This is a genomic window from Mesorhizobium sp. USDA 4132, assembly GCF_056279545.1.
On the sequence record NZ_JBWCCP010000001.1, the window covers coordinates 668,445 to 688,163 of the forward strand.

Sequence of the window (19,719 nt, forward strand, 5' to 3'; positions counted from 1 at the left end):
GTTGCGCTACTGCTCGACTGCCGCAAAGATTGAAAACGCTGCGGCAATCTATTGAGAATCAAGATGTTTCTAAACCTAATACGACACCCGGAGCGTTTTCATGGCAATGCACAAAAATGTGCGTCCACAAATCCGTGCTGACTTGGCAAACAGCAAGTCGGGGCCTGTTGCATCCCCACCACAACGTCTGCGCAACGCTTCGGGTCTTCCGGAAAGTCGCGTCGTCGGCGGGGAAGACAAGCCCTGCTTCGCCGTCTATGGATGCAACCGGCAGCGAGACGGGCGTTTCTTATGGACCAGCAGTTTTTCGATAGAGGCTCCGTAGAGGTGGCGCGTGATCTGATCGGCGTCGAACTCGATGTCTCCGGCGCAGGCGGCGTGATCGTCGAGACGGAAGCTTATGAGCCGGACGAGCCGGCCTCCCACAGTTTTCGCGGGCCCACGCAGAGAAACGCGGTGATGTTCGGGCCGCCGGGACACGCTTATGTCTACCGTTCCTACGGCATTCACTGGTGTCTGAATTTTGTCTGCCGGCCCGGTAGCGCCGTGCTGATCAGGGCGTTGCAGCCGGTCAGGGGCCTTCAGGAAATGGAGAAAAGGCGCGGTCTTGCCGATCCGCTGCTCCTCTGCTCCGGTCCGGGCCGCCTCTGCCAGGCGCTCGGCATCACCATCGAGCACAACGGCCTGCCGCTGTTTGCGCCACCGTTCGAGTTCACGTTGCCGAAAACACCACCCCTGATCGTCACCGGTCGGCGGATCGGCATCTCCCAGGCCATCGATCTGCCCTGGCGTTTCGGTCTTTCCGGCTCGCTGCATGTCAGCAGGAAGTTCACCGGCAAGGGTGGCATGGCGCTTTGAGTTAAAGCTTATCCGTTGCAGCCGCTCGCCGATATGGGAGACAAGGCGGGTTGGCCGACGTTCAAGCGGCCAATTGAGAAAAACCGTAACCACCGAGCAATGCCGAAGCGAATACCCTGATAGCGGGTAATATGCGCCTGCCTGAAGCAAAACAGGCATGCTTCTACCTTCCATTAACCTTCAGGCAAGGAATTAACCATACATATTAGAGACCACGGCGAAATGGGATGACTGCGGTCCCCCACCAGGCATGAAGCCGCAAAGCCGTACCGGTCCAATCCGGTATCCGCTCATGAAAATCCAGCAAAGCCCGTGGTGACCGCGTTGCCCATGCCCGACGGATATCGATCCGGTTTGGCCAGCATCCCCCGTTCATCCAGGCGCTGGCTGACAGCAGCTTGCATGCCGCTGATCCTCTCCGGGGATTGGCTTGAATAATTTTGGGGACGGTTTTGGTGCAGGAAATGCCATCGGATCAGGCGCGACGTGGCCAGGCAGGCAGCCTGGGCGAGAGACTGGCATTTGCCGGCCTCGACGGCGAACTGCGCGATCTGCTGCGCCGCTGCCGCCCGCAGCTCGACCGGCATCTGAAGACCGGCCTGCGCGATCTCTTCCACCGCTTTCAATCCTTTCCGGAAGCCGCCCGCAATTTCGAGAGCGAGCAGCAGATCGAACGGCTGCACGACCTGCAGGCCTCCCATTGGGGCGTGTTGACCGATGCCCGCTTCGACGCGCTTTATGCCGAGCGAGTGAAGGTTCTGTCCGATGCCGAGAGCCGGATGGGCCTCGACCCGCGCTGGCACGTCGCCGGCCACGCGGTCATGCTCGAACATCTGATCGCCGGCGCGATCGTCGACCTTGCTCCGAAGTCGCTGCTGCCGGGCGGCCGTAAACGGGAGCAGGAATTGCTCGATCTCGTCGGCGCGATCACCCGCCTTGTCATGGTCGATGTCGAGATCGCCGTCTCGCTCCGCTTCAACGAACAGCGCCAGAAGCACCAGCGCGCGCTCGCCGAGCAGCGCGAAGCCGATCATGCGCAGGCGATCGAAACTTTTACCGACGTCATCACGGCACTCGCCGACCGCGATCTGACGGCAGGTCTTGCCGACGACGTGCCGGATGCCTATCGCGAACTCGCCGATCTGCTCAATCAGGCAGTCGCCGGCATGCGCTCGTCGGTCGAGACGGTCGATGGCCATGGCCAGAAGGCCGGGGCGCTGACGCAGGCCCTCACTGAGGGCACTCGCTCCTTTGCCGCCGCTTCGGAAGAACAGTCCACCCGCCTCAGGGAGGCGGCACGCGTGCTCCTCGACGTAACCGCCAGGGTTAAGGGCAGCGCTGCCGAGACGGCCGCCGCCGAAAAGGCCGCCGCCGAGACGCGTCGTTCGGTCGAGGCAAGCGGCGAGGTTGTCGGTCGCGCGATCAACGCCATGGCGGATATCGAATCCTCGGCTGAAAAGATCGGCGAGATCATCGGCGTCATCGACGACATCGCGTTCCAGACCAATCTGCTGGCGCTGAACGCCGGTATCGAAGCTGCCCGTGCCGGGGAGACCGGCCGCGGATTTGCCGTCGTTGCCCAGGAAGTGCGCGCGCTCGCCCAGCGCTCGGCCGACGCAGCACGCGAGATCAAGACGCTCGTCAACGGCACCAAGGCCCAGGTGGATGCCGGGGTCGACATGGTTCACCGCACCCAGGACGCGATCGGCGGCATCGTTCGCCAGGTGTCCGACATCAACGACGCGATCGCCGGTATTGCCCGCGACACCGGCGAACAGGCCGTCGGCCTCGACCGGTTGACCGCCGAGATCGGTTCGGTCAGCGAACACGTCGCCTCGAACGCCAGCCTCGCGTTCCGCGCGGGCGAGGGCGCCGACGAACTCCATACCGTTATCCTGGAACTCGGCCGCACGGTCCGCGAGTTCCGGATCGAGCGGCAGAACCGCTATGCGGATGCGCGCCGACCTGCAGCTCCAAGACCTCAGCCGACTTTGGTCCCGATCGCGCCGATGGCGGCTGAGCGGGCGGATGACGGCGAATACCTCTTTCAGAAACGACAAGGAATAAGCTGATGGCAGCAAAGAAGGCTGGAGCTGGAAGTTTGAAGCTGGCCGCAGTGTTGGACCTCAACGAGGCCTCGAACCTGCATGGCAAGCTGGTCTCCATGCGGGGCAGCGATCTCAAGATCGACGCCTCGGGCGTCGAGCGGGTCGGTGTCCAGTGCGCCCAGGTTCTGGTCGCCGGCGTCAAGGCTTGGGAAGAAGACAAGAAGTCCTTTCTCGTCGAGAAGGCTTCGGATGCATTTCAGAAGACGATGCAACTCATCGGCATTAATAACGAAAATTTGGTTGCTAAGGAGATCTAGCAATGAAGAAGAAAGTACTGACCGTGGATGACTCACGGACGATCCGGAACATGCTTCTGGTGACCCTGAATAACGCAGGCTTTGAGACAATTCAGGCGGAAGACGGCATTGAGGGCCTCGAAGTCCTCGAGGGCTGCAATCCGGACGTCATCGTCACGGATATCAACATGCCGCGCCTCGATGGCTTCGGTTTCATCGAAGGTGTTCGCCGCAACGAAAAATATCGCGCCGTTCCGATCCTCGTCCTGACGACGGAAAGCGATGCCGAGAAGAAGAACCGAGCCCGGCAGGCCGGCGCGACTGGCTGGATCGTCAAGCCCTTCGATCCTGCCAAACTGATTGATGCGATCGAGCGTGTAACCGCCTGAGCCAGGAATTCCCCCGATGGATATGAACGAAATCAAAGAGATCTTCTTTCAGGAATGCGAAGAGCAGCTCGCAGAACTGGAGTCGGGTCTTCTCAAGCTGAACGACGGGGATCGCGACCCCGAAACGGTGAACGCCGTTTTCCGTGCCGTTCATTCCATCAAGGGGGGTGCTGGCGCCTTCGGTCTGGACGACCTGGTTTCCTTCGCCCACGTCTTCGAGACGACGCTCGATTGCGTACGCTCCAACAAGCTCGAGCCGACGCAGGACGTCCTGAAGGTCATGCTCAAGTCGGCAGACGTGCTGGCCGATCTCGTCAGCGCATCGCGTGACGGCGGCGGCGTCGACGAATCGAGAAGCCGCAGCCTCGTCAAGGAACTTGAGGCGCTCGCCCATGGCGGGTCGCCCTCTTCCTCCGGTCACGACGCCCCGAAACCGGCCGCAAAGGCTGCCCCGGCTCCCGTGGCGAAAGTCGATCTTCCCAAACCGAGCGACGACAGCGGCTTTCAGCCGGTCCCCTTTTCGTTCGACGGCTTCGGCGAGGACGATGAGCCGGCAATTGAAGGCTCGGTCTACGAAGTCTCCTTCAAGCCGCGTCGCGAACTCTATTCCAAGGGCAACGAGGCAGCGCTCCTGCTGCGCGATCTGTCCCGTCTGGGAGAGATGAGCATCAATTGCGACACGGACGCCCTGCCGACCCTCGACAAGATGGATCCGGAGGCCTCCTATTTCAGCTGGAAGATCTCGATCCGGACCACCAGGAGCGAAGACGACATCCGTGCCGTCTTCGAATTCGCGGAATGGGATTGCGACCTCGAAGTGAAGCTTGCCGAAGAGGCATCTTCCAACGAGGAACTGCCGATGGTTCCGGTTCCGTTCGATCTGTCGATCCTTGATGACTCCGCTGGTGGAGAAGACGAGGAAAAGACCGCCGAACGGGGCGTTTCGGAAGAAACCGTCGCTGCGGCCGTATCCGCTGCCGAGACCGCAAGCAACGTCTCGAGGACGGCCCGTGCCGCCGAGAGGAAGGAATCGGCTGCCGCGGCAGCTGCCGCCCAGAACAATGCCGCTGCCGCGGCAGCCGGCGCTGGCCAGACGATCCGCGTGGATCTCGACCGCGTCGACCGCCTCATCAACCTCGTCGGCGAACTCGTCATCAACCAGGCGATGCTCTCCCAGAGTGTCGTCGAGAACGACGCGACCGGTACATCGGCCGTCAACATGGGCCTCGAAGAGCTGCAGCAGCTCACCCGCGAGATCCAGGACTCGGTCATGGCGATCCGCGCGCAGCCGGTAAAACCCGTCTTCCAGCGCATGTCGCGTATCGTCCGCGAAGTGGCCGACATGGTCGGCAAGTCGATCCGGCTGGTCACCGAAGGTGAAAACACCGAAGTCGACAAGACGGTCATTGACAAGATTGCCGAACCGCTGACCCACATGATCCGTAACGCCGTAGACCACGGCATCGAATCGCCCGAAAAGCGCGAGGCCGCCGGCAAGGATCCGGAAGGCACGATCAAGCTGACCGCAAAACATCGTTCGGGCCGCATCCTGATCGAACTTGCCGACGACGGCGCCGGCATCAATCGCGAGCGCGTCCGCCAGAAGGCGATCGACAACGACATCATCGCAGCCGACGCCAACCTGTCGGATGACGAGATCGACAACCTGATCTTCATGGCGGGTTTCTCGACCGCCGATAAGATCTCCGACATTTCCGGTCGCGGCGTCGGTATGGACGTCGTCAAGCGCTCGATCCAGGCGCTCGGCGGCCGCATCTCGATCTCATCGCGGCCGGGCTTCGGCTCGACCTTCACCATGAGCCTGCCGCTGACGCTTGCCGTTCTGGACGGAATGGTCGTCACGGTCGCCGGCCAGACGTTGGTGGTGCCGCTGACCGCCATCGTCGAGACGCTGCAGCCGGAGGCTGCCGCCATCCATTCCTTCGGCGCCAATCAGCGGCTTATCTCGATCCGCAACTCGTTCTGCCCGCTGGTCGACGTGGGCCGGGTCCTCAACTACCGCGCCACCCAGGCCAATCCGGTCGAAGGTGTCGCGCTGCTGGTCGAATCGGAAGGCGGCGGCCAGCGCGCCCTGATGGTCGATGCCATCCAGGGCCAGCGCCAGGTCGTCATCAAGTCGCTCGAGGCAAACTACACGCACGTTCCGGGCATCGCCGCAGCCACCATTCTCGGTGACGGCCGCGTCGCTCTCATCCTCGACGTCGATGCGGTCGTCGCAGCGTCGCGAGGCCAGTCCATGAAACCTGAAATGTCGTTAGCCGCCACGGGTTGAGTTGTTATGTCGTATGCCGTGAAAAATCTGGTCCCGGGAAGCAAGGAGCTGATCGCTTTTCGCATCAGCGATCAGGAATTTTGCGTGAACATCATGTCCGTCCGCGAGATTCGCGGATGGACCCAGGCAACCCCGCTGCCGCATGCGCCCGCCTATGTCATGGGTGTCATCAATCTGCGCGGCGCGGTCCTGCCGATTGTCGATCTTTCGGCCCGGCTTGGCATGAAGGATGCCGAGCCGACGGTACGCCATGTGATTATCGTGGCGCAGATGAAGGCCAAGATTGTTGGTCTCCTCGTCGAGGCCGTTTCCGATATCCTTACGATTACCGACGAGAATATCCAGCCAGTACCGGAAGTCTCCTCCGATCTGGAGAGACAATATGCCCGGGGGATTCTCGCCATCGATAAGCGGATGATCTGCATGATCGAGTTGGACGCCCTCTTCCCCGACCAGGAAAGCGACGCTGCATGAAGCCCTTGGGCGCCATAGAAAGCCGACAATCACCGGATGAGGTGCTCGCAAGCGGAGAATATCCGCTGACGCGCCGCGACCTCACCGACATTTCGGCGATGATCTACTCGGATGCCGGAATCTATCTCAACGATTCCAAGGCCTCGCTCGTCTATTCCCGTCTTTCCAAGCATATCCGGGCCTTGGGTCTGCGCGGCTTCAAGGATTATTGCGTTCTGGTGGCCTCGCCCGAAGGTGCCGCCGCCCGCCGCGAGATGTTGTCGCATCTGACGACCAACTTCACCCGCTTCTTCCGCGAAAACCATCATTTCGAGCACCTGCGCGACGAGGTTCTGCCGGGTCTTATCAACCGCGCCAAGAGCGGCGGCCGCGTGCGCATCTGGTCGGCCGCCTGTTCGGATGGGCAGGAGCCCTATTCGATTGCGCTGACCGTACTGTCGCTGCTTCCCAACGCGGCCGATCTCGATTTCCGTATCCTGGCGACCGATATCGACCCGAAGATCCTGGCCGCGGCCCGTGCCGGCCTCTACGACGAGAACGCGCTCGAAACGATGACGCCGGCCATGCGCAAGCAATGGTTCCGCGAAGTCGATGCCGGCGGGCGCCGCAGGTTCCAGATCGACGACCGCGTCAAGAAACTGATTACCTTCAACGAATTGAACCTGATGGCGCAGTGGCCCTTCAAGGGCAATTTCGACATCATCTTCTGCCGCAACGTCGTTATCTACTTCGACGAACCGACGCAGGTGAAAATCTGGTCCCGCTTTGCTTCGCTCCTGCCCGAAGGCGGACATCTCTATATCGGCCATTCCGAGCGTGTTTCCGGCGACGCCAAAAACCTGTTCGATAATATCGGTATCACCACCTATCGTTATACCGGTAAGGGCGCGGGGAGAAAAGCATGAGCGCTCCGGCACGAGTCCTGGTCGTTGACGATTCACCCACCATGCGCGGGCTGATTACGGCCATCCTGAATTCCGACCCGGAAGTGAATGTCGTTGGCCAGGCTGGCGATGCGCTGGAAGCACGCGTCGCGATCAAGCAGCTCAACCCCGATGTCGTTACCCTTGATATCGAGATGCCCAACATGAATGGGCTGGAATTTCTCGAAAAGATCATGCGCCTGCGTCCGATGCCGGTAATCATGGTCTCGGCAATGACCCATCAGGGTGCCAATGCGACGTTGGCTGCTCTTGAGATCGGCGCCTTCGATTGCGTCGGCAAACCGGCTCCCGGCGATGTCCGCCCGTTCATGGATCTTGCTGAAAAGGTGAAGGCTGCAGCCCGGTCCGGACCCCGCCGGAATGGACCGACGCCTTTCATCGCCGCCTCTCCCGCTGCGGAATACCGGGTGGGCCGGAAGGTTGTGGCTATAGGGTCGTCAACTGGAGGTGTTGAAGCTCTTATCGCGGTATTGCAAAAGTTTCCGCAAAATTGTCCGCCGACCGTAATTACTCAACATATGCCTTCCACGTTTACCAAAAGTTTTGCCGAACGCCTTAATCGTATCTGCGCTCCTGTGGTGCAGGAAGCCACCGATGGCGCGCGGCTGGAGATCGGCAGGATCTATCTGGCGCCCGGTGGCGAACGACACTTGCAGGTGGTCAATCCGTCGGCGCCATGTTGCCGGCTGATCGAAAAGGAGCCGGTAAACGGCCACAGGCCCTCCGTGGACGTCCTTTTCGACTCGGTCGCCGACCTGGCAGGTCGTAATGCGGTCGGGGTCATCCTGACGGGCATGGGCCGCGATGGAGCTGCAGGTTTGCTCAGAATGCGTAGCGCGGGCGCACGCACGATCGGGCAGAACGAAAAGACCTGTGTGGTCTACGGCATGCCGAGGGTTGCCCATGAAATGGGGGCTGTCGAGCAGCAACTGCCGTTAGGCTCCATAGGAGAAGAAGTGTTGAAGTTAACTGCTGCCCGAAAAGAAGGTACCGAATAAATGTCTATCGCTGAAAAAATCAAAGTTCTGATCGTCGACGATCAGGTCACCAGCCGCCTGCTGCTCAGCGACGCCCTGACACAGCTCGGCTTCAAACAGATCACTTCTGCCGGCGATGGCGAGCAGGGCATGAAGATCATGGCCGAGCAGCCGCACCATCTCGTCATTTCGGATTTCAACATGCCGAAAATGGACGGTATCGGTTTCCTGCAGGCCGTTCGCGCCAATCCGAACACGAAGAAGGCCGCATTCATCATCCTGACGGCCCAGGGCGACCGTGCCCTGGTTCAGAAGGCTGCATCGCTCGGCGCCAACAACGTTCTCGCCAAGCCGTTCACGATCGAAAAGATGAAGGCCGCTATCGAAGCGGTGTTTGGAGCATTGAAATGAATGACGCCGCTGCAGTCAGGCGTGTCCATATTATCCAGGGGGAATTTAAGGTCCTGAACGACCCGAATGCTGTTCTCTCCACGATTCTGGGCTCATGCGTGGCTGCGTGTCTTCGCGATCCTGTCGCCGGTATCGGCGGCATGAACCACTTCCTGCTTCCGGGATCCGCCGGTTCCATGGCCTCGGGCGGCGATGCGACGCGTTACGGCGTGCATCTGATGGAACTGTTGATCAATGGTCTTTTGAAGCAGGGAGCCCGGCGAGACCGGTTGGAAGCGAAGATTTTTGGCGGCGCCAAGACAATTGCCAGCTTTTCGAATGTCGGCGAACAGAATGCCGCATTCGCTATGGAATTTCTAAAGGACGAAGGTATTCCGGTGGTCGGCTCCTCAACGGGCGGGGAGCACGGGCGCAAGCTGGAGTTCTGGCCGGTAAGTGGTCGGGCTCGTCAGTATCCGCTGACCGGCGCTGAAACTCAACGGACCGTGGCGATGGAGCAGCGTCCGGTACGCATGCCGGCGAAGCCGGTCGAGAGCTCAATCGAGTTCTTCTAAAAAAATCATTTCTCGGGGCGAAGATAGCCATGAACGACATCGTCAAGACGCCAATCGCTCCGTTTGAGGAATCTCTTCCAGAAGTCCTGATGCGCCTGGTCTCGGAGCTTCATGACGTGGCATACCTGATCGAACGGGTCGAGCCGCAGCTTCTGGAACTCGGCGGAGAAACAATCCTGCAATCGCCGGACAGCCTGAAAGTCCTGCAGGGCATTGACCTTGCCGTGCAGAAGACGCGCGGCCTTGCGGAATTCGTCGACACCATCACCGGCGGCATTCCGAGCGAATGGATGGTCGATGTCTCGACCGCGCTCAATCTCGTCAAGCTTGCCGACATGCAGAAGGCGCTGACCAACGGCATGCGCCACGGCCATTCCCAGCCTTTGAGCAAGGCAGCCGGCGATTTCGATTTCTTCTGATCGCCAGCCCTGACATGCATGTTTCGGCCATGATGGCCGATTACCCAGCCAGCCCTCCATAGTCGCCAGAATCCCTGCGCTCGCGAAACGCTCGCACAAGCTTCGCTTTCTAAGGTGCGACTGGGCATGGGCTCGAATACCTAGTTGGCGATGTGGGAACAGAATGAATCTGTTGGCTCAATTTTCACAAGTCTTTAGAAATCTGGCCGGTTTAGGCCAGACGAGACTTATTGCTTTAGGCGCTGTCGGCGTCATTTCAGTTGCGATCGTTATTGCGGCGGCCCTTTTCGTTAACAAGCCGGCTTACGAAACGCTCTATGTCGGGCTTGATAAGGCCGACCTCAATCAGGTGAGTATTGCGCTGGCAGAGGCTAACATGCCTTTCCAGGTCGGTACGGACGGTTCGAGCCTTCAGGTTCCGGCCGGCTCGACGAGCAAGGCGCGGCTTCTGCTGGCCGAGCGCGGTCTACCGAACAGCTCCAACGCCGGTTATGAACTCTTCGACAACGTCGGCTCGCTCGGCCTGACCTCCTTCATGCAGGAAGTCACCCGGGTTCGGGCCTTGGAAGGTGAGATCGGCCGGTCGATCCAGCAGATCAACGGCGTCAACGCCGCTCGCGTCCATATCGTGATGCCGGATGTCGGCAACTTCCGCAGGGGTGAACAGAAGCCGACCGCATCGGTGATGATCCGGGCCAGCTCGACGACGGGCCGCAAGGCGACTTCGTCCATTCGTCACCTTGTCGCTTCCGCTGTCCCGGGCCTCGACGTCGATGACGTGACAATTCTCGACTCCACCGGTCAGTTGCTCGCATCGGGCGACGAATACGGCGGCAGCGAAATGAACAAATCGCTGAGCATCGTCCAGAACGTTCAGCAGGAAATCGAGAACAATATCGACAAGGCGCTGGCGCCTTTCCTCGGCATGGACAATTTCCGTTCGAGCGTCACGGCGTCTTTGAACACGGACAGCCAGCAGATCAACGAGACGGTCTTCGATCCGAACTCCCGCGTCGAACGTTCGGTCCGGACCACCAAGGAAGCGTCCAAGTCGCAGCAGACCCAGGACGACAACGCCACGACCGTCGAGCAGAACGTGCCGCAGGCCGCTCCGCCTCCGGGTGGTGCCAATGGCCCGAAATCGACTGATCAGTCCGACAAGAAGGAAGAACAGACCAACTACGAAATCAATCAGAAGACGGTCGCCACGACGCGCAACAGCTATCAGATCGAGAAAGTCTCGGTCGCGGTGGTCGTCAACAAGGGCCGCGTCGCCAAAATGATCGGCGAGCCGGCCGACCAGGCCAAGGTCGATGCCTATCTCGCCGAGATGCAGAAGATCGTGGCATCCGCGGCAGGCATCAATTCGGGCCGCGGCGATGTCGTCACCCTGACGGCCATGGACTTCCTGGAGAACCAGCTTCTGAGCGAGGCCTCCAGCGGTCCGGGCATGATGGACATGCTGAGCCGGAATGTCGGAGGCATTATCAACTCGCTCGCCTTCGTCCTGGTTGCTTTCCTGGTGGTCTGGCTCGGTCTTCGCCCGCTCATCCGCACCGTCAGCGGCACCAATGTCGCCGGCGAAGCGGCAGAGGGTGCAGGTCTCGAACTTCCCGACTTCTCGCCTACGACCGGCAGCCCGGCGCTCATGGACGGCTTCGGTTCCGATTTCGGTTTCGACAGCTCGAACGACATGCTGGGCGGTGGCGACGACGAGGGCTTCAACCGCCGCGTCAAGGAAGGCCCCGAAAAGCGGCTTGCCCGGATGGTCGAAATCTCCGAAGAGCGCGCCGCGAAGATTCTCCGCAAGTGGGCGCTCGAAAAGGCAGCGTGACAAGGTATCACGAAAATATGATTGCGATGGGCCGGACCTTGTCCGGCCCATTTCTTTTCAGCCCCGCCGCACACTTGGCGGATTTATCCATTAGCGAATCAGTGAACAATATGGCGCAACTGGGGAAATCCGGTGTCGAGGCGATGGTAATTCGTAATGCGTCTCCTACAATGGCCTTGATTCGTACAATGGCTTCCGAGGTCCCGTGGAGGGTGGGGCTGGCTGGAAATTCCGGTGTGGACGACGAATGAGAGCGGCTACCAACAGTATTCCTTGAAGAATTCGTCTAACTCGGGATCGTTTCGGCCCAAGAGGGGTTGTATGAAATCGCAGCATGCCGCGGCGCGCGCATTCATGATGGATGCGCCACGTGGCGGGGAGCAGATCGCGAATGGAGTTGTCGGGGGTAGAAATGATGACGGAGGGGCGCTCCTATACGGAGTCTGCCGGCTCCCGGGGACTATCGCGTGAGCAATTGGTTCGCCGTCTTTCTGTTCTGGCGGGATCCAACAACGTTCAGGCAGTCATGCGCCTGCTTGCCGATTACGTCGGCGCTTCTCATTTTCTGCTGGCCCGCTACGACCTTATCCAGGAGCAGGGCCTCGATTTTATCGTAGCGTCCAACTGGCCGTTCGATCTCGTCCGGCGCCTAGGCTCGGAGCTTGCGAGCGGTTACGCCCGTTCCACCGAACTCGAAAAATGTCTCTCGCTGCTGACCCCGAGCTTTGCGCTGTTGCCGGACGACATCGTGCCGCCGGACGACATCAGCCGGCAGTATTGCGCGCTGACGTTCTGTGTCGGCCGGACGCGCTTCTCGCTGATGCTGCTGTTTCTGGACGGCATCATCCTGTCGCAGGAACGGTTGAGGGAAGTAGGGCTGTTCGCCGCGTACGGCTCCAGTTTCGGAGAGAATGCGGATGCCAGGACGGAACGTGATTTCGAACTGACCGAACGCGAGTTGGAATGCCTCTTCTGGATTGCCGAGGGCAAGACCAGCGACGAGATCGCCGTGATCCTCGGCATATCCCGCAACACCATCAACAATTACATTACCAGCGTGATGCGCAAGACGGCAACCAAGACACGTTCCGAGGCGATTGCCTACGCCGTTCGCAACAATCTAGTTTAGGAAAATAATTTCAATGGGTTATTCGCGCAGCGGCACGGCAGATGGACCTGGAAGCATCCAGTATCTGCGCCTCCAGCGCGCATCGAGCAGGTCGGACATCTTCCCGAAGCTCATCGCCATGCAGAAGAACCTGAAGGCGCGGAATTTTGCGGTTTTCCGCATCGCAGGCGCCGGGTTGCCCAACAAGCGCAAGCTCGTATGCGAGCTTGAAAACTGGGGAGCAGGCGCACTCGAAAGCAGCAACCAGCTCATCAGCGCTTATGGCGAGGCGCTGCTGGACCATATCGAGACGTCACTCCTGCCGCTGATCTGGAATGGTTCGGAAAACACGAGTTTTGCCGATGCCGGCGAATTTTCGCCATTGACGCATCGTCTGGATGCCGGCGCCGTTCCCTTTTCGGGGATAGCATTCCCCGTACGCCTTGGCGCCCTCGGCAATGGTTATGTTGCTTTCTTCGGGACATCGATGGAACTGGTGAGCGATGTCATCATCGACCAGCACGTTAAAAGCTGCCAGGTGGTCATGGACCTGCTGGCACTCGACGAACGCCGGAGCGTACCGGCGGAATCACTGAGCGAACGCGAGATAGCCTGCCTTCAACTGGCCGGCGACGGTCGCATCAGCGAAGAGATCGCCGAAAAACTCGGCCTCTCCGTCCACACCGTCAACGCCTATCTCGGCTCTGCTACCGTCAAGCTCGATTCGGTCAACCGCATCCAGGCGATCGCCAAGGCGATCAGGCTCGGTTATATCCACTGACTAATCCGGCCAGGAACGCGTCTCTTACGCTTCGGCGGCAGCCTCACATCTGCGAGTTGCTGGTCTTTACGAATTTGGCTTCCTGAAGGCTTTGTGCAAGGAACGCGGTGTTGTCGTGGGGGTCCTCAAACGGGGCCTGGAATGCAATATGGTCAATCTCAAGCGCCGCCAGCTGGTCCGCCAGTGTCAGGCGCGCATAGACCGAAACGCCGCGCGGCTTAATTTCGAGGTCGAGGACGACTTCCGGCTTGCCGTTCCATTCGAGCTTGTAATCGCCGCCAGCACCGAAACTGACGGTCCCAGGGTGGAAATAAAGCTCCGCTGCCGAAGATACGAGGTCGGCGAGGCTGCTGTGGCATTCTAGACGGAGAAGTGAGATGAGGTCACCGGCATCGAGCAGGCGAAGTTCCGAAGCCACCGGGCTGATTGCTTGTGCGACGATTTCTTCTCGTTCGGTGGAGTAGGTGCATTTCTTCATGACGCTCAGCGTGTCCGTTTTTTTTGCGACCGGGAGGCGTAGACCCGGTGCACGAGTTCCGCCACAGCCTTATAAAAGACTGGCGGAATGACACTATCCACTGAGACTTGCGCAAACATGGAGCGTGCCATGGGCGGATCTTCAAAAACGGGGATGCCGTTTTCCTCTGCAATTTCGCGGATCTTGAGCGCAATCAGGTCCTGGCCCTTGGCGACGACGACCGGGGCGTCGTTTTCTTCGCGCACGTATCGCAGCGCCACCGCAAAGTGAGTCGGGTTGGCGATCACCAGCGTCGCACGGGGGACGTTGTTGATCATGCGCCGGCGGGCACGGTCGCGCGCCACCGATTTCTGGCGCTGCTTGACGATCGGGTCGCCCTGCGCCTGCTTGTATTCGTCCTTGACCTCCTGCTTGGTCATCTTCAGTTCGTTGTACCAGTGATACCGCGTCCAGAGGACGTCGACGACGGCAAGGATGCCCGCCGACATGACGACAACGATCACCATTCGGCGGATAATTGCGTCCAGTTTGACGAGAATGATCTGGGGATCCGAGAACATTGCGTCGAGTGAGGCGAAATATTCGCTGCGCAGCGCGAAATACATGATCACTGCCACGATCAGGATCTTGAAGATCGACTTTGCGAATTCGACGAAGCCGGGGACGCTGTAAATCCGTCCAAAGCCCTTGGTCGGTGAAACACGGGCAATTTGCGGCCGCACGCGCTCGAGGACGAGCGACGGCATGTTCTGCGCGAACGAGGAGCCAAGGCCGAAAATGATGAAGAGCAGCATCACCGGAACGAGGAATGCGGCGATGGCCCAGCCAAGATGGACGCTCAGCGAGACGACATCCGTCGAATTTTCGAGCCGCCACTGATCCGGCTGCTCGAAAAGGTCTTTCAGCGTCTCGGCCATCTTTGCGATGCCGGAGGGAAGGAAGAAGACGAGATACACATAGAAAGCCAGGATCGAGGCAAAAAGCGGTACTTCGCGGGAGACCGGGACGTTACCCCTGTCTGCCGCTTCCGACATTCGTTTGGCGGTCGGGTTTTCTGTTTTACTGTCTTTATCGTCGTCGGACACGGCTTTGAACCAATCGTTCTTCCGGTTGCGAGGACGTGGCTCAAACGAATCGGCCGCCGCCGCTCGCGATGTTACCGCATCGCCTGCTAGCCGCTAATCGAGTCAACAAAAAGACTGTGGGTGGCCGGAGAATAACGGCGAAAGGTGGCTTGAAACGAAAACGGAGCGAGATGTTTCCCGCTCCGCCTCTTTTGTGGTGTCTCAATAGGCAGCTCAGGCGGCCTCGGCCGGCTTGTCGCCATCCTTCTTTTCTTCCTTGAGGAGGATTTGGCCGGAATTGGCGAGCCGGATCGCTTCCTGTGCGATCGCGCGGCGGGCAATCGCCACTTCGCGCGGATTGAGGTTCATGTTCTGGACCGCCAGATCGCTTTCGATCATGCGGCGCTGGCGCGGGCTGATCGCCGAGAGGACACATTCCTTGATCTCGTTGGTCGCACCGCGCAGCGCCATCGTGAGGATGTCGCCTGCGACGTCGTTGAGCAGCATGACGCGGCTGCGCTGCGGCATGAACATGAGGTCTTCGAAGAGGAAGATCTTCGGACGGACCTTGTTGACGGACTCCTTGCTGATCGTCTCGAGGGAGCTGAGCAGGGTATCGACCTGGTTCTTGTCGAGCTCGTTCATAAGCTCGGCGACCTTGTTCGAGCCGTTGGAGTTGCGTTCGGCTTCGATTGCCGCAATCAGTTCCATTACCCGGTTCTCGATGATCTGGGCTGCCTTGGGGCTGACTTCCTTCATGTTGACGGCGCGGTTCATGATATCGGCGCGGCGGCTGTCGGGAAGCTGAAGCAGGACCTTCGCACCGAAGATCGACGGCATCTGCGAAAGAATGTAGGCGACGGTCTGAGGATGTTCACGCGACAGGAATTTGCCCACGAATGCCGGATCGGCATCCTGCAGGCGGTCCCAGATATTGGCTTGGTAATCGTCGAACGCAGTGCGGCGGCCGAGCAGGCCGTCAACTTCTTCCGGTGTCAGGCCCGCTTCGAGAATGCCCTCGATCGCTGCGGCATTGTCCATAAGGCCGGTGCCCTCGGTGAACAGGTCCTCGAACTCGTTGACGAGTTCGAGGAGTTCGTCCGGCGGGATCGCGCGCAGCGTCTGAGCACAGGCAATGATATTCTGCAGCTCGCTCTGGGTGAAATACTTGAGAAGCTTGCCAGCGACGCCCTTGCCCATAGCCAGGAGCACTGCCGCGGCCTTTTCGGCCTTGGACAACGGTTTCGTAGATAAGGCGCTGCCACCGAAATCCTCAAAGTCCATCATGGTCTTCCTTTTCTGTCCCAAACAGGGATCAGGTTCTTCTCGTGCTCAATACTTCCGTCAGTCTCACACCGAAGCGCGTGTCGTCATTTTCCAGCACGGTGATCTCACCCTTGCCGATGCGGCGTCCGTTGACCACGATCTCAACCGGCTCGCCGATCTTCTTGTCGAGCGCGATCGTCGCACCTTCCTCGAGCGTCATCAGGCCCGAAACCTGCATGCGGCTGGTTCCGAGCACGATCTCGACGTCGATCGGGATATCCATGATCAGGTCGAGATTGGCATTGAGCGCGCTGCCCGGCTCCTGATAGGCGGCACTGCTGGATGTCGAACTGCCGAAATCGTTGCCGCCGAAGCTTTTTGCACCGCCAAGGCCAGCGCTACCGCCGCCGAAGCTTCCGCCTCCGCCGAACGTATCGGCCTGGGCTTCGAAGCCGCCTCCGAACGATGGGGCGTCGGACGAAAAGTCGCTGGTTGCGGATGCGCCGAAATCAGCATCGAAGCCAGGCACGCCGCCGTCGGCGTCCGTCTTCAAGACGCCGCGCAGATCGTCGATAGCCTGATCCAGATCGACATCATTGCCGAGGGGCATCAGTGAATCGTCATCGGTGAGAGGTGTCTTCTTCGTAGCCATGCGGTGATTATTCCCGTTGAAACTTGCGTCAGCCTGCCTTTGCGAAAACGCCGGCGGCAGGCTCGCCGCGGATCTAGCCTATCAGGTGTTGGAGGATCTCGTCGTCCGTGCTGATGTTATCCTTTACGCGGACTGTATACCGCTCGCCGGACCGCCCGAATTCGCAAGAATACATATCCCGGCCGTTGGCACTGACCTGAACCTGGACATCGCGCTTGTCCTGGAAAGCAATCACGTCGCCGGCGGCCAGCCGCGAGATCGTCCCGAGCGTCAGCTTCTGCAGCCGGATACGGGCCTCGAGGGTCACATGCGAACGGCGGACCTGGTCATTCATGCGGTCCGTCCATTCTTGCTTGGCCTTGACTTGAGCCTTCGCCCGCGGAGCGGTGACTTTGGTCTTCAGGAAGGCACGTTGAGGGATGACCAGGGCAAATTCGGACATGACCGAGCCGAGCTCGAATGCCATGCGGATGGAGACACCGAATTCCGGGCGTGCCAGATCATCTGATTTCGGCCTGTCCTCGGCGTTATGGGGTCGTTCAAGGTTTGCTTCGAACCCCCCCTGCGAATTGACGCCGGAGCGCAGCACGTTGGCGATCCGCTCGAAAACCATCGCTGCGAGGTCGAGCTCGATATCCGAGAGCGGACGTTCGATCGGCTGCATGATCGTGTCGGCTGCCGAGCCCAGCATCAATTCCATGAGCGCGATCACGAAGCTGTTGCCGCAACCGAGCACGAAATTCGGGGACCAGTTGCGCAAGGATCCGTCAGAAAGCGCAAAGCCATCGCCCAGATCGGCGATGAGGTCGGTCATCAGGCCGGACGTGCAGCTCACATATGAGACGCCGATCCGGATGCCGGTTTCGCTGTGAAAGACGTCTGGCAGGAATTCCGCGTAGAGTTGCGCGAATTCGCTGCTGATCTTCTCGACGGTTTTCTTGTCGCCGAGACCCCCGGTCAGTTTTGCGAGGAGCGCCAGGTCCATGCCCGACGCCGGTGATTGGTTTGCTTGGTTCGACGTCATCATGCCGCCTTTTCTCCACCAGGATTCATCATTTCCTGCTCGACCGAGTCGATCGAGGGCCGTTCTTTGTTGGAAATAGTCTTACGTCCGTATTCGAGCGCAACCTGCGGCACGGAGCCGTTCATGTAGGCAAGCAGGGTCTGCTTGACGATGATGTACAGGCGGTGCTGCTTGGTGCGGACGATCTTGATCTGCGAGGTCAAAGGGTTGCAGACCGAATAGGACAGGAAGATGCCGAGCATGGTGCCGACGAGAGCCGCGCCGATGAGGCCACCGAGAACTTCCGGCGATTCGTTGATCTTGCCCATCGCCTTGATAACCCCGAGAACGGCGGCGACGATACCGATGGCCGGGAAGGAGTCCCCCATCGCGGTGATCGCGTGATAAGGCTTCATCTTGTCGGAGAACATCGTGTTGAGTTCTTCGTCCATCAGCGCCTCGATCTCGTGGGAGCGGGCGTTGCCGATGATGATGAGGCGCACGTAGTCGCAGATGAAGGCGGTCAGTTCCTTGTTCTTCAGGACCGTCGGAGCCGTCTGGAAGATCGGCGATTCATCCGGATTGTCGATATGGGCTTCGATTTCGTTGCGCGACTTGGTTCTGAGGTCGCGCATCAGCGAATAGAGCACGCCGAGAACGTCGAGGTAGTTGCGCTCCTTCGGTACGGCATTCTTGAAGGCTTCTCCAAGCGCCTTGCCGCTATCCTTCACCACCTTCATCGGGTTGGCCATGATGAAGCCGCCAAGACCGGCGCCGCCGATGATCATCAGCTCGAAAGGCTGGATGAGAACGTTGATATGGCCACCCATGGCCATGAAGCCGCCGAGAATACAGCCAACGGTGATGACAAAGCCGATAATAATATTCATCGCGTACCTGTGCCCGATCGTTTTCGTTTGTCTTGGGGATAAGGCTTCTGGCTTGCGTGAGGCTGGCTGTGAAGACGCTAATAAAAGCGGGTGCCGAACAGTTTCGCACAAGTCTTCGGGGCTAGTTCTGCCTACGATCGGACCGGATTGCCGGCTCCGCAGCGACGTTCGCCGCTTCCGCGGACTTAGGTAGAGCTACCGTGATCACGACTTACACCAGCTACGCAATGATCAGTCGCGACATGTCGAAGTCGCTGGAGCGTGTCGCCGAAAAGCCGGAAGTTGCGCGCGAGACCGAATATTATCTGTCGAAGATCGGCAGCATCAAGAATATCGACGACTTCATGGCTGATACGCGTCTCTATAACTACGCGCTGAAGGCACATGGTCTCGAGGATATGGGCTACGCCAAGGCATTGATCCGCAAGGTCCTGACGGAAGGCACCGACAACAAGGCCGATTTCGCCAACCAGCTGTCCGACAGCCGTTATGCGCAACTGGTCGAATCCCTGAATTTCGCAGCTTTCGGTGCGACCGCCACGTCGTTCGACAAGGCCCAGAAAGGCGTCGTCGACAAGTTCCAGCGCCAGACGCTGGAAGAGGATGCCGGTGCCGACAATATGGGCGTTCGGCTGGCTCTCTATTTCGAACGCACTGCGCCGACGATCAAGTCCGGCATGGAAGTCCTGGCCGACGATGCGCTTTCGGAAGTCATGCGCACCGCGCTTGGCATGCCGGATGAGATGATTGGTGCCGACCTCGACCGTCAGGCCAAGTACATCGAAGACATGGTCAAGATCGAGGATTTCCAGGATCCGACCAAGGTCAACAAGTTCCTCGAGCGGTTCACCGCCATGTGGGAGATCAGCAATCCCACCGACACTTATGACCCGCTCGCCGTCTTCAATTCCCCCGCGTCGAGCGGGATTTCAACAGATCTTCTGATCTCGATCAACAATCTGAAACTCGGAGGCAAATGA

General features: G+C 59.6%; 21 protein-coding genes. 15 read left to right on the top strand and 6 right to left on the bottom strand.

The window, feature by feature from the left end:
* The first annotated feature begins 291 nt into the window (after positions 1-291).
* The 14 genes from ACZ9IU_RS03445 to visR all read left to right on the top strand — a co-directional run bounded on the left by ACZ9IU_RS03445 (position 292) and on the right by visR (position 13,386).
* Positions 292-858, top strand: coding sequence for a DNA-3-methyladenine glycosylase (locus tag ACZ9IU_RS03445; protein WP_038539658.1), 567 nt, complete (start codon positions 292-294; stop codon positions 856-858).
* A gap of 464 nt (positions 859-1,322) precedes the next feature.
* Complete coding sequence (locus tag ACZ9IU_RS03450) at positions 1,323-2,930, top strand: globin-coupled sensor protein (protein WP_051899638.1); 1,608 nt, start codon at positions 1,323-1,325, stop codon at positions 2,928-2,930.
* Entirely contained in the window at positions 2,930-3,223 is a 294-nt protein-coding gene (locus tag ACZ9IU_RS03455; protein ID WP_038539662.1) for an STAS domain-containing protein, read from the top strand. The genes ACZ9IU_RS03450 and ACZ9IU_RS03455 overlap by 1 nt, the downstream gene beginning before the upstream one ends.
* A 2-nt stretch (positions 3,224-3,225) precedes the next feature.
* Complete coding sequence (gene cheY1, locus ACZ9IU_RS03460; RefSeq protein ID WP_038539665.1) at positions 3,226-3,591, top strand: chemotaxis response regulator CheY1; 366 nt, start codon at positions 3,226-3,228, stop codon at positions 3,589-3,591.
* A gap of 16 nt (positions 3,592-3,607) precedes the next feature.
* Entirely contained in the window at positions 3,608-5,884 is a 2,277-nt protein-coding gene (locus ACZ9IU_RS03465) for a chemotaxis protein CheA (protein WP_038539668.1), read from the top strand.
* 6 nt (positions 5,885-5,890) lie between these two features.
* The gene (locus tag ACZ9IU_RS03470; RefSeq protein ID WP_038539671.1) at positions 5,891-6,358 is read left to right on the top strand and encodes a chemotaxis protein CheW; all 468 of its coding nucleotides are present in this window, start codon (positions 5,891-5,893) and stop codon (positions 6,356-6,358) included.
* Positions 6,355-7,263 (top strand): protein-glutamate O-methyltransferase CheR, encoded by a 909-nt coding sequence (gene cheR, locus ACZ9IU_RS03475; protein WP_038539673.1) that lies wholly within the window; start codon positions 6,355-6,357, stop codon positions 7,261-7,263. Before ACZ9IU_RS03470 ends, cheR begins: the two co-directional genes overlap by 4 nt.
* A complete protein-coding gene (gene cheB / locus ACZ9IU_RS03480) occupies positions 7,260-8,300 on the top strand; it encodes a protein-glutamate O-methylesterase CheB (protein ID WP_038539676.1) in 1,041 nt (346 codons plus the stop codon). The genes cheR and cheB overlap by 4 nt, the downstream gene beginning before the upstream one ends.
* Positions 8,301-8,690, top strand: coding sequence for a response regulator (locus tag ACZ9IU_RS03485; RefSeq protein WP_007759259.1), 390 nt, complete (start codon positions 8,301-8,303; stop codon positions 8,688-8,690).
* The gene (gene cheD, locus ACZ9IU_RS03490; protein ID WP_038539681.1) at positions 8,687-9,244 is read left to right on the top strand and encodes a chemoreceptor glutamine deamidase CheD; all 558 of its coding nucleotides are present in this window, start codon (positions 8,687-8,689) and stop codon (positions 9,242-9,244) included. The genes ACZ9IU_RS03485 and cheD overlap by 4 nt, the downstream gene beginning before the upstream one ends.
* A gap of 29 nt (positions 9,245-9,273) precedes the next feature.
* Entirely contained in the window at positions 9,274-9,663 is a 390-nt protein-coding gene (cheT, locus tag ACZ9IU_RS03495) for a chemotaxis protein CheT (RefSeq protein ID WP_038539684.1), read from the top strand.
* A gap of 163 nt (positions 9,664-9,826) precedes the next feature.
* A complete protein-coding gene (fliF, locus tag ACZ9IU_RS03500; RefSeq protein WP_038539686.1) occupies positions 9,827-11,497 on the top strand; it encodes a flagellar basal-body MS-ring/collar protein FliF in 1,671 nt (556 codons plus the stop codon).
* A 412-nt stretch (positions 11,498-11,909) separates the two neighbouring features.
* Positions 11,910-12,626 (top strand): transcriptional regulator VisN, encoded by a 717-nt coding sequence (gene visN / locus ACZ9IU_RS03505; RefSeq protein ID WP_244447468.1) that lies wholly within the window; start codon positions 11,910-11,912, stop codon positions 12,624-12,626.
* Positions 12,627-12,639: 13 nt separating this feature from the next.
* Positions 12,640-13,386, top strand: a complete 747-nt coding sequence (gene visR / locus ACZ9IU_RS03510; RefSeq protein ID WP_051899639.1) for a transcriptional regulator VisR — start codon at positions 12,640-12,642, stop codon at positions 13,384-13,386.
* Positions 13,387-13,429: 43 nt separating this feature from the next.
* Here the strand turns inward: visR and ACZ9IU_RS03515 are convergent, their stop codons facing one another.
* The 6 genes from ACZ9IU_RS03515 to motA form a co-directional block, all read right to left on the bottom strand.
* The gene (locus ACZ9IU_RS03515) at positions 13,430-13,864 is read right to left on the bottom strand and encodes a BspJ family T4SS effector nucleomodulin (RefSeq protein ID WP_038539694.1); all 435 of its coding nucleotides are present in this window, start codon (positions 13,862-13,864) and stop codon (positions 13,430-13,432) included.
* Positions 13,865-13,869: 5 nt separating this feature from the next.
* Positions 13,870-14,949, bottom strand: coding sequence for a flagellar biosynthesis protein FlhB (gene flhB / locus ACZ9IU_RS03520; protein ID WP_038539697.1), 1,080 nt, complete (start codon positions 14,947-14,949; stop codon positions 13,870-13,872).
* Between the two features lie 213 nt (positions 14,950-15,162).
* Complete coding sequence (gene fliG, locus ACZ9IU_RS03525; protein WP_038539700.1) at positions 15,163-16,215, bottom strand: flagellar motor switch protein FliG; 1,053 nt, start codon at positions 16,213-16,215, stop codon at positions 15,163-15,165.
* A gap of 28 nt (positions 16,216-16,243) precedes the next feature.
* Positions 16,244-16,846, bottom strand: a complete 603-nt coding sequence (fliN, locus tag ACZ9IU_RS03530) for a flagellar motor switch protein FliN (protein ID WP_038539702.1) — start codon at positions 16,844-16,846, stop codon at positions 16,244-16,246.
* A 73-nt stretch (positions 16,847-16,919) separates the two neighbouring features.
* On the bottom strand, positions 16,920-17,870 hold the full coding sequence (locus ACZ9IU_RS03535; protein ID WP_038548690.1) for a FliM/FliN family flagellar motor switch protein: 951 nt from the start codon (positions 17,868-17,870) through the stop codon (positions 16,920-16,922).
* Positions 17,870-18,739, bottom strand: a complete 870-nt coding sequence (gene motA, locus ACZ9IU_RS03540; protein WP_038539704.1) for a flagellar motor stator protein MotA — start codon at positions 18,737-18,739, stop codon at positions 17,870-17,872. The genes ACZ9IU_RS03535 and motA overlap by 1 nt, the downstream gene beginning before the upstream one ends.
* A gap of 200 nt (positions 18,740-18,939) precedes the next feature.
* Between motA and ACZ9IU_RS03545 the strand changes: the two genes are divergently transcribed.
* Complete coding sequence (locus ACZ9IU_RS03545; protein ID WP_038539707.1) at positions 18,940-19,719, top strand: DUF1217 domain-containing protein; 780 nt, start codon at positions 18,940-18,942, stop codon at positions 19,717-19,719.

Excerpts from the sequence above, each read along its gene's own strand:
- ACZ9IU_RS03465 (WP_038539668.1), top strand. The coding sequence starts at position 3,608 with ATGGATATGAACGAAATCAAAGAGATCTTCTTTCAGGAATGCGAAGAG.
- fliN (WP_038539702.1), bottom strand. The coding sequence starts at position 16,846 with ATGGCTACGAAGAAGACACCTCTCACCGATGACGATTCACTGATGCCC.
- cheD (WP_038539681.1), top strand. The coding sequence starts at position 8,687 with ATGAATGACGCCGCTGCAGTCAGGCGTGTCCATATTATCCAGGGGGAA.
- visR (WP_051899639.1), top strand. The coding sequence starts at position 12,640 with ATGGGTTATTCGCGCAGCGGCACGGCAGATGGACCTGGAAGCATCCAG.
- ACZ9IU_RS03515 (WP_038539694.1), bottom strand. The coding sequence starts at position 13,864 with ATGAAGAAATGCACCTACTCCACCGAACGAGAAGAAATCGTCGCACAA.
- motA (WP_038539704.1), bottom strand. The coding sequence starts at position 18,739 with ATGAATATTATTATCGGCTTTGTCATCACCGTTGGCTGTATTCTCGGC.
- cheY1 (WP_038539665.1), top strand. The coding sequence starts at position 3,226 with ATGAAGAAGAAAGTACTGACCGTGGATGACTCACGGACGATCCGGAAC.
- ACZ9IU_RS03485 (WP_007759259.1), top strand. The coding sequence starts at position 8,301 with ATGTCTATCGCTGAAAAAATCAAAGTTCTGATCGTCGACGATCAGGTC.
- cheR (WP_038539673.1), top strand. The coding sequence starts at position 6,355 with ATGAAGCCCTTGGGCGCCATAGAAAGCCGACAATCACCGGATGAGGTG.
- ACZ9IU_RS03535 (WP_038548690.1), bottom strand. The coding sequence starts at position 17,870 with ATGACGTCGAACCAAGCAAACCAATCACCGGCGTCGGGCATGGACCTG.
- cheB (WP_038539676.1), top strand. The coding sequence starts at position 7,260 with ATGAGCGCTCCGGCACGAGTCCTGGTCGTTGACGATTCACCCACCATG.
- ACZ9IU_RS03455 (WP_038539662.1), top strand. The coding sequence starts at position 2,930 with ATGGCAGCAAAGAAGGCTGGAGCTGGAAGTTTGAAGCTGGCCGCAGTG.
- ACZ9IU_RS03450 (WP_051899638.1), top strand. The coding sequence starts at position 1,323 with ATGCCATCGGATCAGGCGCGACGTGGCCAGGCAGGCAGCCTGGGCGAG.
- visN (WP_244447468.1), top strand. The coding sequence starts at position 11,910 with ATGATGACGGAGGGGCGCTCCTATACGGAGTCTGCCGGCTCCCGGGGA.
- fliF (WP_038539686.1), top strand. The coding sequence starts at position 9,827 with ATGAATCTGTTGGCTCAATTTTCACAAGTCTTTAGAAATCTGGCCGGT.
- ACZ9IU_RS03445 (WP_038539658.1), top strand. The coding sequence starts at position 292 with ATGGACCAGCAGTTTTTCGATAGAGGCTCCGTAGAGGTGGCGCGTGAT.
- fliG (WP_038539700.1), bottom strand. The coding sequence starts at position 16,215 with ATGATGGACTTTGAGGATTTCGGTGGCAGCGCCTTATCTACGAAACCG.
- cheT (WP_038539684.1), top strand. The coding sequence starts at position 9,274 with ATGAACGACATCGTCAAGACGCCAATCGCTCCGTTTGAGGAATCTCTT.
- ACZ9IU_RS03470 (WP_038539671.1), top strand. The coding sequence starts at position 5,891 with ATGTCGTATGCCGTGAAAAATCTGGTCCCGGGAAGCAAGGAGCTGATC.